Source organism: Burkholderia sp. AW33-5 (genome assembly GCF_053427615.1).
The window spans coordinates 35,057-47,544 of record NZ_JBSAXA010000032.1 but is presented as its reverse complement, the minus strand read 5'-3'; the positions used below and the strand labels follow the sequence as shown (position 1 = coordinate 47,544).

General features: G+C 67.1%; 11 protein-coding genes and 1 pseudogene. 9 read left to right on the top strand and 3 right to left on the bottom strand.

Translation table 11 applies throughout. The annotated features are described in order from the left end of the window. Positions 1-367 precede the first annotated feature (367 nt). The 7 genes and pseudogenes from ACV22V_RS30105 to ACV22V_RS30075 all read left to right on the top strand — a co-directional run bounded on the left by ACV22V_RS30105 (position 368) and on the right by ACV22V_RS30075 (position 7,297). On the top strand, positions 368-1,132 hold the full coding sequence (locus tag ACV22V_RS30105) for a Crp/Fnr family transcriptional regulator (protein WP_448016360.1): 765 nt from the start codon (positions 368-370) through the stop codon (positions 1,130-1,132). Positions 1,133-1,294: 162 nt separating this feature from the next. After that, positions 1,295-3,694, top strand: a complete 2,400-nt coding sequence (locus ACV22V_RS30100; protein ID WP_448016359.1) for a putative bifunctional diguanylate cyclase/phosphodiesterase — start codon at positions 1,295-1,297, stop codon at positions 3,692-3,694. A 19-nt stretch (positions 3,695-3,713) separates the two neighbouring features. Next, on the top strand, positions 3,714-4,451 hold the full coding sequence (locus tag ACV22V_RS30095; RefSeq protein WP_448016358.1) for a TenA family transcriptional regulator: 738 nt from the start codon (positions 3,714-3,716) through the stop codon (positions 4,449-4,451). A gap of 117 nt (positions 4,452-4,568) precedes the next feature. Further along, entirely contained in the window at positions 4,569-5,303 is a 735-nt protein-coding gene (locus ACV22V_RS30090) for a winged helix-turn-helix domain-containing protein (protein ID WP_448016357.1), read from the top strand. A gap of 207 nt (positions 5,304-5,510) precedes the next feature. Beyond that, positions 5,511-5,675, top strand: a pseudogene (locus ACV22V_RS30085) (acyl-CoA dehydrogenase N-terminal domain-containing protein); the annotation flags it as partial. 112 nt (positions 5,676-5,787) lie between these two features. Then, positions 5,788-6,768 carry an NADPH:quinone oxidoreductase family protein gene (locus ACV22V_RS30080; RefSeq protein WP_059523827.1) on the top strand — a complete coding sequence of 327 codons (981 nt, stop codon included), beginning with the start codon at positions 5,788-5,790 and terminating at the stop codon, positions 6,766-6,768. Between the two features lie 85 nt (positions 6,769-6,853). Beyond that, complete coding sequence (locus ACV22V_RS30075) at positions 6,854-7,297, top strand: nuclear transport factor 2 family protein (RefSeq protein WP_179949164.1); 444 nt, start codon at positions 6,854-6,856, stop codon at positions 7,295-7,297. A gap of 26 nt (positions 7,298-7,323) precedes the next feature. Here ACV22V_RS30075 and ACV22V_RS30070 read toward each other — a convergent pair whose 3' ends face one another. Both ACV22V_RS30070 and ACV22V_RS30065 read right to left on the bottom strand, forming a co-directional pair. Continuing rightward, positions 7,324-8,694 (bottom strand): ATP-binding protein, encoded by a 1,371-nt coding sequence (locus ACV22V_RS30070; RefSeq protein WP_448016356.1) that lies wholly within the window; start codon positions 8,692-8,694, stop codon positions 7,324-7,326. Continuing rightward, positions 8,695-9,423, bottom strand: a complete 729-nt coding sequence (locus ACV22V_RS30065) for a response regulator (protein WP_059523362.1) — start codon at positions 9,421-9,423, stop codon at positions 8,695-8,697. 245 nt (positions 9,424-9,668) lie between these two features. Between ACV22V_RS30065 and ACV22V_RS30060 the strand changes: the two genes are divergently transcribed. Then, positions 9,669-10,415: a MipA/OmpV family protein gene (locus ACV22V_RS30060; RefSeq protein WP_059523361.1), complete on the top strand. Its 747-nt coding sequence runs from the start codon at positions 9,669-9,671 to the stop codon at positions 10,413-10,415. A 278-nt stretch (positions 10,416-10,693) separates the two neighbouring features. Then, a complete protein-coding gene (locus tag ACV22V_RS30055) occupies positions 10,694-11,029 on the top strand; it encodes a hypothetical protein (protein WP_059523359.1) in 336 nt (111 codons plus the stop codon). A 21-nt stretch (positions 11,030-11,050) separates the two neighbouring features. On the opposite strand, the gene ACV22V_RS30050 is transcribed toward ACV22V_RS30055, so the two are convergent. Continuing rightward, complete coding sequence (locus ACV22V_RS30050; protein WP_448016353.1) at positions 11,051-12,283, bottom strand: transglycosylase SLT domain-containing protein; 1,233 nt, start codon at positions 12,281-12,283, stop codon at positions 11,051-11,053. Between the last annotated feature and the right edge of the window lie 205 nt (positions 12,284-12,488).

Genomic DNA, 12,488 nt, shown 5'->3' with positions numbered 1-12,488 from the left:
GTGCGATAGCCCACACTTCCCGCATTCCTGTGGAGTCGGGAATGATTTTGACTTTGCGTGTAAATCGCATTACCAAGTATTGGCATTCCCCCGTCATTCACGATGATTCATTGAGCAATCCGCTTTATTTGAAACGAGTTTAAATCGTAGATTTTTGATTGACGGTGCAAGTATCTTCGGATGGCGAATCGAACTGTCAAATTACTTCATGTAACGAAAGCGGAGTGTCGCGAACGGTTGGGCTGCGTGATACCTTTTTGCTCAATATCACCGCGATGATAAGGCGGAAACGCCGTAGACCGGTGCGGTGAAAACAGCAGGAAGGTTCGGTGGCCGAGGGGCAGGGATACAACGTACGAGGTGCACCGTGATACATCAGGCCAACAACGTCATCGAGTTGCCGCATGCACTTGGTGCCAATCATTTCCTGTCCGCGCTCGACGGAATCAGCCGTTCGGAACTGGCGCCTCATCTGATGCTTGCGAATCTCAAGACCGGTCAGGTGCTGTGCGATGCCGGCGACGATCTGGAGGCCGTCTATTTTCCGGTGACCGCGGGAATTTCCCTGCAATACACGGCGGGCGGCAAGACGACGCTCGGCGTGACGGAAATCGGCCGCGAAGGCCTCGTGTGCGACGACGTCATCGGCAGCGCGATGCAGCGCCGCGTCGTCGTCTATCGCGGCGGATTCGCGTATCGGCTGTATGCGCACCGTTTCGCCGACGCGTGCGACGCATCGGCGGCGATCCGGCGGCAGGTCTTCGTGCGGATGCAGCTGGTGCTGTCCCAGGCGTCGCAGGTCATGTTCTGCAGCCGCCATCACGTGATGCGGCATCAACTGAGCCGCTGGCTGCTGATCGCCTACGAGCGCTTGCGCAGCATCGAGATTCCGGTCACGCACGGCATGCTGGGCGTGCGTCGCGAGACCGTCACCGATACCACGCGGCAGCTCCACGAGCTCGGCCTGATCCATCAGCATCGCGGTGCCGTCGTACTGACGGATCTCGACGGTCTCGAACGGCAGGGCTGCGACTGCCATCGGGTCATCCGCGACGAAACGCGCCGCATTCTCGCGATCGATCCCGGTACGGATGCGGGTGCGGGGTTGTTGCGACGCGTCCGGACGACCTAGTCGCCGGCGCGTCCTGCCGCGCGGCGACACCGGCGTGCCGCCGCGCCTGCATGAGCGCCGGCGCGTCGCGAGCATGGAAGGAGGAGAGGCCTGAACACGGGGCGGGCAGCGACGCGGCAGGCCGGCGGCATCGAGAAGAATCAGAAAAACAGTCAATCAGGTATGGAAAACATTTCGAAGCTCCAGAGTCAGCGCAGCTCGTTTCACGTGTGGCCATGGAGTCCGGCGCTCGGCATCCTGCCGATCGTCGTCGTGATCGTCGCGCTGGCCGGGTTCGTCGCCGTCAGCCTGATCGTGATCATGTCGTTGCGCGTATACGTCGGCGGCGAAAGCAACTGGTCGAAGGCGCAGAAGGATGAGGTCATGCTGCTGAGCCGCTATGGACAGACCGGCGACGAAAAGCTGTTCGACGATTACCTGGCAGTCGACCGGACCCTCACGTTCCTCGGCGTCGCGCGCCGCGCGATGACCGGCGTGCCACCGGATCACAGGGTGGCACGCCACGCGCTGATCGAAGCGGGCATCAATCCCGTCGATGCCGCGGCGGTGGTGTGGTTCTATCCGATCCTGAGTAGCTTCGCGCGCCTGAACGCCGCGTTGCAATACTGGGAAGACGCGGACCGGAAGCTGGTCGACCTGCGCGCGATCGCCAGCGCGTTGCGCGAGTCCGTGCGCGCGGACGACGTCCGGCGCACGAGCCGCCTGAATCGCGCGATCTGGGACCTCAACTCGCACATCGAACCGCTGCCGAAGCGCTTCTCCGCCGAGTTGAGCGCCGAATTCCGCTCGGCCGTCATCCAGCTGTTCCTGTCGTACGTCGCGGCCTCGCTGCTGATCATCCTGCTGTCGGTGCGATGGGCGAGCCGCACGCAACGCCAGCAGGTGTCGATGCAGACAGAACTCGACCGGAGCCAGGCGTTCGCGGAAGCCGCGCTGCGCTCGGTCGCCGATGCGATCGTCACGATCGGCCTCACGCGCAGCATCGAGACCGTCAATCCGGCGGCCGAGCAGCTGCTCGGCGCGTCGTCGCGGCTGTGCGTCGGCAAGCCGATCAACGACGTGCTCGACCTGATCGACACGTCGACCGGCATGTCGATCAAGCTGCTCGCGTCGCTCAGCAACAGCGGCGACCAGACTTTCACCCGCGATCTCGACCTGATCCGCGTGTGCGGCTCGGCGGTCTCGGTGCGCGCGTCGCTGTCGAAGATGGACAACGCCGCAGGCCGCTGCGTCGGCTACGTGCTGATCCTGCGCGACATGACGCGCGAATACCAGTTGATCGAGAAGCTGACCTGGCAGGCGTCGCACGATGCGCTGACCGGCCTCATCAACCGCACGGCGTTCGAGCGGCGCCTGGGCGACGCGCTGGCGCAGCGCGGTGGCGGGATGTTGCTGGTGCTCGACCTCGACGGCTTCAAGGAAGTCAACGACGTGTGCGGGCACGCGGCCGGCGATGCGCTGCTGCGCGACGCGACGGCGGTGTTCGCGCGCTGTCTCGACGACGACGACGTGTTCGGCCGGCTGGGCGGCGACGAATTCGGCATCCTGCTGCCGGCCGCCCGCAACGGCCCGCCGGACGGCGGCAAGGCGGAGCGTATCCGGGCATGTCTCGAGGACTTCACGTTCCAGTGGGAAGGCGAGCCGTTCAAGATCAGCGTGAGCATCGGCGTGCTCGATCTCGCCTGCCGGCCCGAGAGCGTCGAAAAGGCGATGCAGATGGCCGACATCGCGTGCTACGTCGCGAAGGATCGCGGCCGCAACCGCGTGCACGTCGCGGATGCGCGCGACATGAACTCGGGCCGCCAGGCGTATCACATGCAGTGGAGCCGGCGCGTGAAGACGGCGCTCGAGACGAATTCGTTCCAGTTGTATGCGCAACGTATCGTGCCGATCCAGCCGGCGCTCGGCGCGCAGGAGCGCGCGGAGATCCTGCTGCGCATCCCGGACGCCGACGGCAAGCTGATCTCGCCGGTCTTCCTGCCGGCCGCCGAGCGCTACGGCCACATGACGATGATCGACCGCTGGGTCGTGCGCACCGTGATCCGGCGCCTCGCGCGGCTCGAACAGCGCCAGTACGTCGAATACAACGTGAACCTGTCGGCGATGTCGATCACCGACGAGCGCTTCGTGGAGTTCGTGATCGCCGAGCTGTCGGCGTCGGGGCTCGATCCGTCGCTGCTGTGTTTCGAAATCACGGAGACGAGCGCGGTTCGCAACCTGGAGGTCGCGTCGCGTTTCATGTACGAGCTGCGCGACCTCGGCTGCCGCTTCGCGCTCGACGACTTCGGCGCCGGCATGTCGTCGTTTTCGTATCTGCGCCAGTTGCCGGTCGATTACCTGAAGATCGACGGCGGCCTCGTGTCGACCATGACGTCCGACAGCATCAAGCGCGGCATCGCGTCCGCGATCAACGACATCGCGCACGTGATGCAGTACCGCACCGTCGCCGAGCATGTCGAGGACACGGCGACGGCCGAGATGCTTCGCGCGCTGGGCGTCGACTATTGCCAAGGCTATTACTTCAGCCGCCCCGCGCCCTGGCAGGAAGGGGGATTCCATTGAATAAGCGAGGAACGAACGCATGAGTGCTCCATTTGAACTGACCGGCGACCTGATGGACCTTGCGAGCTATCCGGCCTGGCTGCGTGACGTGGTCGGCGCGACCGACGAGCTGAAGGCGCGCGTCCGCGCGCATCCGGTGTTCGCGGCGATGAGCGGCGGGACGCTGCGCGCGTCGCAACTGCGCGCGTTCTTCGTGACCGGCTGGGCGGTGGTCAGCCAGTTTCCGGAATACATGGCGATGAACCTGCTGAAGACCGCCGCCTTTCGGTCGCGCGGCGACGAGAAGGCGCGGCGCTATCTGATCCGCAATATCCGCGTCGAGCAGAATCACGTCGATCACTGGGCCAACTGGGCCGCGGAATCGGGGGTCACGATCGACATGCTGCTGCGCGGCGACGCGCCGCTCGCCGGATTCGCGCTGAGCCACTGGTGCTGGAAGAGCGGCAGCACCGACGCGCTCGCGCCGAGCATCGCCGCGACCAACTATGCGATCGAAGGCGTGACCGGCGAGTGGTGTGCGTTGCTGTGCGCATCGCCGTACGAACAGCAGTTCGATCCGGCCGTGCGGCATCGCGCGATGCGCTGGCTCAAGCTGCATGCCGATTACGACGACCGGCATCCGTGGGAAGCGCTGGACATCGTCGCGACGCTGCTCGGGCAGTCGCCCGCCGCTCGCGACGTGCGGGACGTCGAGACGTCGATCCGCAAGAGCCTGAGCTATTTCCTGACGAGTCTCGATTGCTGCATGCATGTGTAGTCGCCGGCGCCATACACTCGCGGGTTCGAACGAACCGTGTCGGGTCGTTCCGGTCGGACGGCAGGTCGACGTGATGTCGCGATGCGCCAAGCGGGCCGTCGTGCCGGACGATTGTCGATGACCACCCAAGTTCTCGTCGTAGAGCCCGATCCGCGGATGCGCGACATGATTCGCGCGCTCCTGCGCGGCTGCCAGATCGAGACGTCGGCGCTCGACGACGTGTCGCTGCTGCCGGGGCAGGTGACGGCGGCACCGCCCACCTTGATCGTGTTGCGGGTCGAACGGCCGGCCACGACGTCCCACATGGCGCTCGGTGCGCTGCGGCGCGCCGGTCACGACATGCCGGTGATCGTGATCAGCCGCAATGCGCAAGTGGTCGACAAGGTCGTCGCGCTCGAGCTCGGCGCGGACGACTATGTCGTCGAGCCGTTCGAGCCGATGGAACTGATCGCACGCGTGCGCAGCGCGATCCGTCGGTACGCGTCGAACCGCCCGGAGCCGGGACGCGGGCGCGGGAAACCCGAATCCTATGCATTCGGCGACATCGAGGTGAATTTCGTCACGCGGCGCGCGACGCGCGCGGGAGCCGACCTCGGGTTGCGAGCGAGTGAATTCGCGCTGCTCGAACTGTTCATCTCGCAGCCGATGCGCGTCCTGTCGCGCGCGGAGATTCTCGCGCTGCTGGGACTGAGCGTGGCCGGACGCTCCGAGCGCGGGCTCGACGTGCTGATCTTCCGGCTGCGCAGCCTGGTCGAGCAGGCGGTCGGCGATTATCGCTATATCCGCACCGTGCGCGGGAAGGGTTACGTTTTCGTGCCGCTCGGCACGCTGGCCGACGACGACGCGGGTTAGCCGCCGCACGCGTGAGCCGGGCGCGTCGTGTGCCGGTATCGACCCATCTTCACCTTCGCCTGCCGCCATCGCCCCGGTTCGCCGTCGGGGTGACTCGCCATTGTCGCTTCCGAACGACCGTGCTAAATTTCCCGCCAGCATTGGCAGTCACCGACCCAATCCGCCGGTTCCGGCATCCGGCGCCAACGGGCGCGCCGGCGCGGCGCGATGCGCCTGCTGATGTCGCGACGCGATCTCGCATTTTTGCTGTACGACTGGCTCGATGCGACTGCGCTCACCGCGCTGCCGCGCTATGCGGAGCACAGCCGCGAGACGTTCGATGCGGTGCTCGACACCAGCGAGCGGATCGCGGCCGACCTGTTCGCGCCGCACGGATGATGGTGTCGCGGTGCGGGCCGCCTGGCCTGCGCCGCGCGCCGCTTGCGCGGGCGCGTCCCGCTGCCGTATCGATGCGCGGCGATGTCGCGCGAGGAGAATGGAGAGCATGAAAGCCCTGTTGTGTACCGCATTCGGCCCGATCGACCGCTTGCGTATCGAGGACGTCGCGATTCCCGAACCGGCAGCCGGTCAGGTGCGGATCCGCGTGAAGGCGGCGTCGCTCAATTTCCCCGATGCGCTGATCGTCCAGGGCCTGTATCAGGTGAAGCCGGCAGTGCCGTTCTCGCCCGGCGCCGAATTCGCCGGCGTGATCGACGCGGTCGGCGACGGCGTGAGCGCCTGGCGGCCGGGCGACGAGGTGGTCGCGTTCACCGGCCACGGCGGCTTCGCCGAGCAGTGCGTGGCCGACGTGCACCAGATCGCCGCGCTGCCGCCGGGGATGACGTTCGAGCAGGGCGCCGCGCTCGTGCTGGCCTACGGCACGTCGCTGCATGCGCTGCAGCAGCGCGCGCGCCTGCAGCAGGGCGAGACGCTGCTGGTGCTGGGCGCGGCCGGCGGTGTCGGACTCGCCGCGATCGAGATCGCGAAGGCGCTGGGCGCGCGCGTGATCGCGGCCGCGTCGAGCGCGGACAAACTGGCGCTGTGCCGCGAAGCAGGCGCCGACGATACGATCGACTATGCGACCGAGGACCTGCGGCGCCGCGTCGACGAACTGACCGGCGGACGTGGCGCGGACGTCGTCTACGATCCGGTCGGCGGCGCGTACAGCGAGGCCGCGCTGCGCGCGACCGCGTGGCGCGGCCGGTTCCTCGTGGTCGGTTTCGCCGCCGGCGAAATTCCGAAGATCGCGCTGAACCTTGCACTGCTCAAGGAGCGCGACATCCTGGGCGTGTTCTGGGGCGACGCGGTGCGGCGCGACCCCGCGCAGCACGCGGCGAACATGCGCCAGCTCGCGCAATGGTTCGCGGCCGGCAAGGTGCGGCCCGCGATCACCGAGCGCGTGCCGCTCGCGGGTGCGGCCGACGCAATTGCGCGCATGGCGAACCGGCAGGTCAAGGGCAAGGTCGTGATCCTGCCGGACGCGTGATTACGCCGGTGCCGATTCACGCGGCGGCGGCCCGACCGGGCGCCGCCTTCGATCAAGGTTCTTTCGTGTGACGTTACCGGAGTCGCTGACCATGCAACCCCTGTCGAATCTGCAACCCGCCGTCGCGACCTCGCTTGCTGCGTGGCACGCGATGCTCGCCCGCAAGGATTTCAGCGAGCTCGACACGATCGTCCATCCGGACGCCGTGTTCCGTTCGCCGATGGCGTTCAAGCCGTACGGGCCGGCGCCCGCGCTGTTGCTCGCGCTGCGCACGGTGCTCACGATTCTCGAGAACTTCGAATATCACCGCGCGTTCGCCGACGACGACGGCACGAGCGTCGTGCTGGAATTCAGTGCGACGGTCGGCGACAAGCGGCTGAAGGGGATCGACATGATCCGCTTCGACGCCGACGGACGGATCGTCGAATTCGAAGTGATGATCCGTCCGTTCAATGCCCTGCAGGCGCTCGGCGCGGAAATGGGCGCACGGCTCGGGCAGCAGCTGCCGGCGTTCAGGACCGGCGGGTGAGGGGGGCGGCGACGCCCCGCCTGCATTCATTGACGCAGTGAACTCGGCGATGCGGGGTGGGCCCGGCCGCGTGCCGTGCTCTCCGGTGCGTCGCCGAGGAAGTCCGGCAACGCCCGCGGCGGCAGCGAAATCACGAAGCGTGCGCCGCCGAGCGGCGAATCCTCGAGCCGCACGTCGCCGCCGTGCACGAGCGCGACGCGTCGCACGATCGCGAGCCCGAGCCCGAACCCGCCGGTCTGCCGGTCGCGGCTCGAGTCGAGCCGCTGGAACGGTTCGAACACGCGCGCGCGTTCGGCGACCGGAATGCCGGGGCCGTCGTCGTCGACGCTCAGCACCAGCGCGCCGGTCGCATCGTGCGTCGCGGACAGCAGGACCGTGCGCGACGCGTAACGTGCGCCGTTGCGGATCAGGTTCAGCAGCGCGCGCGCGACGAGCTTCGGATCGCACACGTGCGTGGCAGGGGCGCCGGTCGTCGACACGCCGAGCGTGAGGCCGCGGTCGGCGACGTCGTTCGCGACGTTGCCGGCCACGCTGTCGATCAGCGCATCGACGACGACCTCCATCGGCGCGAGCTCGCTTGCGCCTTGTTCGAGCCGCCCGATCGTCAGCAGTTCGGTCACGAGATCGTCGAGTTCGCGCACGTCGCGTCGCAGTTCGTCGCGGCGTTCGCGCATCCGGCCGCTGTCGTCGGAGTCGGCGAGCAGCGCGAGGCCGAATTCGAGGCGGGCGAGCGGCGTTTTCAGCTCGTGCGAGATGCCGTGCATCATTTCGCGCTGCTGCTTGATCGACGCCTCGATCCGCTCGGCCATGTCGTTGAACTGCTGCGACAGCTCGTAGATGTTCGATCGCCCGGACAGCTTCACGCGCGTCGACAGGTTGCCCGCGCCGAACGCATGCGCGGCGGCCTGCAGCTTGCGCAGGTCGCGCCAGTGATACGAGATCCACAGCGCGACGGCGAACAGCGCGGCGAGTGCGGTCATCCCGTATGCGTAGATCTGGATGTCGAGGTCGGCCGGTGCGATGGGGCGGGCGTGCAGGACCGAGCCGTCCGCGAGCGGCATGTAGTAGTTCCTGCGGTCGTAACTGATCGCAATCCGGCCGGCGTCCAGATCGCGCAGCGGCGCGCCGCTCAGTTGGGCACGGGCGTAGGCCATCGTCACGAAACCGAATCGCTCGTTGCCGTGCTGCGCGAGTTCACGCAGCGCGAGGGAGCGCTTCCCGCCCGGATGACGTTCGAGGTAGTCATTCAGCACGAACGCGTAAGTGGTCAGCGCGTTGCGCTGCGCCTGTGCAACCCGTTCGTAGAAAATTCGGTTGAACGACCATTGAATGAATACGATCGCTGCGGCACAGCACAGGATCACGATGAGGTAGAGCTTGATCAACGAGCGCAGCATTCAGTCATCCCACGCAGAAGGGCTGAAGAGGTAGCCGCGGCCCCAGATCGTCTTGATCCGTTGCGGCTCCGACGAAGCGTCCTCGAAGCGTCGACGCAGCTTCGAGATGCCCGAGTCGACCGAGCGGTCGATTCCGTCGAATTCGATCCCGCGCAGCTGCTTCAGGATCGCGTCGCGACTGAGCACCGTGCCGGCCGAGCGGGCGAGGATCAGCAGCAGATTGAACTCGGTGGTTTTCAGGTCGACGAGTTCGCCGCGCCACGTGACGGTGCGGTTCGGCGGTGAAATCGCCAGTTCGCCGAACACGAGCTCGTGCGCCGGCATGTCGGCGTGCGGGGCCGATGCCGCGGGCTGCGCGCGACGCAACAGTGCGCGGGCACGCGCCACGAGCACACGCGGCTCGATCGGCTTCGTCACGTAGTCGTCGGCGCCGATTTCGAGACCGGCGACCTGATCGTAGACGTCGGCGCGCGCGGTGAGGATCAGCACGGGAACGTTGGTGAACGCGCGCATGCGCCGGCAGACTTCCATCCCGTCGAGATGCGGCAGCATCAGGTCGAGTATCACGAGCGCGGGCCGGTGTTCGCGTACCGCGGCGACCGCGAGATCGCCTCGGCGCACGACCGTCACCTCGAACTCGTAGCCGTCGAGGTATTCGCGCACGAGACGCGCGAGGCGGTCGTCATCCTCGATCAGCAGCACGCGATGTTTGAGCGGATTGTCGTTCATGGGTCTCCTCGAAATGCACGCGTCGTCCGTCGCGCTGCAGGCGGCACGGCGCGCGCCACGCGAATTCTATCCGCCGTTCCGAAGGCTCGGTGCGACGCACGACAATCGGGAACACTCGAACACAATTGAGCACACATTTTCCGCAGATTCCGGACAGTCGTGCCGAACGGCCGAACCTAGACTTCGAGCTCCTTCACTCTTGTCCAGATATCGTGCGCCCATCCCTCCGCTCCTTGCGCTATTGCATGCCGCTTGCCGGTCTCACGCTTGCCGCCATGGCTCACGCCGAAAACCAGTACGCGATATCGCTCGGTGGCGGCTTCGCACCGCGCTACCAGGGGAGTAACCAGTATCGCGCGGTCGTCGGCCCGTCGTTTTCCGCGATGTTCGGCAATGGCTTCTTCATCGACACCAGCGCCGGCGCCGGCTATCGCCTGAACCTGCCGCACGGCGCGTTCGTGTCGGCGGCGGTGGGCTACGACGCGGGCCGTGCCGACGAAAACCGCTTCGGCCTGCCGGGCTCGGACCACCTGAAGGGTATGGGCCGGGTTCCGGGATCGGTGCTCGTCGGCTTGCGCGCCGGCGTGAAGCTGCTGGATGGCGGCGAACTGAGTATCGCGGTCGACGCGCCTGTCACGCATACGTCGCGCGGCTTGTCCGGCCACGTCGATCTCGCGGTGCCCCTGTTCGAGACCGGACGGCATTCGTTCGTCGCGACGGGCAGCGTGCACGCCGGCACGGGACGCTACATGCAGACGTTCTACGGCGTGACCGACGCGCAGTCGCTGGCGAGCGGGTTCAGGCCGTATTCGACGAGCGGCGGGGTCGACAGCGCGACGCTGTCGCTCGCGTGGAACTGGGACGTGTCGCGGCACTGGTCGGTGCGTGCGACCGGCGGCTTCACGCGCCTGCTCGGGCGTTATGGCGACAGCCCGATCGTGCAGACGCGCAGCAATTACTACGGGATGGCCGGCGCGACGTACAAGTTCTGAACGGGACGCCGGCCCGCGTCGCGCATGCGGGATGCCGGTGTCGCGGTCACGGTTGCTGCGGATCGCGTGCGGTAACATGCACGCGGGTCCGGCGCGACGCCGGGCCCGCGACACAGGCAAGGCGAAGTGGCTTGACCGCGTCGCGCAGTGCCGCCGGTCGCCGGCCCGCATCCGCCGGGATGCGGCTCGTGCCGCGCGCGGAGTCGATGACGCACGCAATGCCCGGCGGCTCACGTCATGCGTCGCATGAACGGCCGGGGCACTTCAGGGAGAAACCGATGAAGAAATCGATCGCGATGCTCGTGGCACTCGTTGCGAGCGCAACCTTTGCAGGATGTGCGGACATGAACACGAAACACCCCAACGCCACCGCCGGCGGCGCGGTGATGAACCCGGCTCCGTCGGGCGCCGTGAACGCATGCAAGGCCGACGCCGCACCGGACGATGCGCTGATCGGCAAGACCGAGACCGAGGCGGCCGCGCTGCTCGACGGCTGCCTGTGGCGCGTGCTCGAGCGCGACGGCCAGTCGTTGCCGGGCACGATGGACTATCGCCAGGAGCGCCGCGACCTCGGCATTCGCGACGGCAAGGTGATCTGGGTGCGGCGCGGGTGACGCGCCAGGCCGGCGCGTGCGCTACTTTGAGAGATACCAGAGCGCGTCGGTGCTGACGCGCGCAGCCGGCTTCGTCGCGGCCGGCGCCTGAGGTGTCGCGACGGGGGGCGGCGTGTTCGACGTCACTGCAGTGGGCCAGGTCGCGGGCGTCTGCGACGTGGTCGATGTCGTCGAGGTATTTGCCGTACTCGAGGTCGCTGCCGAACCCGACGTCGATGCCGTATCGATATACCAGAGCGCATCGGACGATGCGGTGCGCTTGGCCGACGCATCGGCGGTGTGCTTCGCCGTCGGCGCCGTGGCGGCCGTTGCCGCCGCGCCCGAACGCTGCGTGCCCGCTGCCGTCCCTGTGCCTGCCTGCGCGGTCGCTCCCGCCGCGCCGCGCTGCGCGCGCGCCTCGAACGGCCCGAGCTGGAAGATTAACGTTTGCGCGGGACGCGTCAGAACGGCATACGGGAACTGCAGCTCCCACGACATCAGCACGCGGCCCGACGACGTCTCGGTGAAGATCGCCGGCACGTGCTTCATGTCGCTGAATTGCACGTAGATTCGCGCGCCATCGTCGAACACCTGGGTCGGCTTGGCCTGGTCGGCACCCGTGACCGTCCAGCCGAAGTTGTACGTGCCGGCCGGGCCGGCGGGCCCGCCTTGCGGCGGCGGCGGGGCGGCCGGCGCCAGCGTGCGGGCACGCGCGGCCGGCGGCGCCGACACGCTCAGGCTTGCGAACGGGTTGTACGCCTGCACCTGCTGCGGCGGCGTGAAAGAGGGGGGCAGGATGGGCATGGGAGTATCCGGCGAATCCGGCATGGTCCGGATTGCATCATAGACCTTGCGCGCATACGCGAGGCGCTTGTCGGGCGACGCGGAGTTGTACGCGCCGATCGCGTTCCAGTTGGCGCCGAGCTGGCGGATGTTCTGCGACAGGATCCACGCGCCGACGTACGCGTTGGTGCACGCGTCGAACAGGCTTTCCCGCGAGATGCCTTCGCGCGCGAGCGTCGGCAGCCAGGTGCTGTTGATCTGCATCAGCCCGATGTCGACGGTGCCGTTCGTGTTGGTGTTGACGGCGTTCGGGTTCATTCCCGATTCGACTTGCGCGATGCCGCGCAGCAGGCTCACGCTCACCTTCTGGAACGTGGCCGCGTCGTCGAGGCAGTCGGCCCGCGCGAATCCGTGCAGCGCGCACGACAGCGCGATCGTCGCGGCGATCTTCGGCGTGGCGTGGTTCATCGAACGGGCAGTCTGACGCGGCATGGCAGGATGGGGCGGAATCCGGCCGCCCGGTGCAAGGAAATTACGCAGACGCGAAGTGTGCCATAGCGCGCAGTCAAATGGCTCGCGTCAAACTTTCCTTTGCATTTGCCGGCGCATGTGTCGCGCATTGTCGTTGTCGCCGGCATCGGCGCGCGACGGGACGGAATCGGTAAAAAAGACTCAATCGCCCGCATGCCGGCAGGCG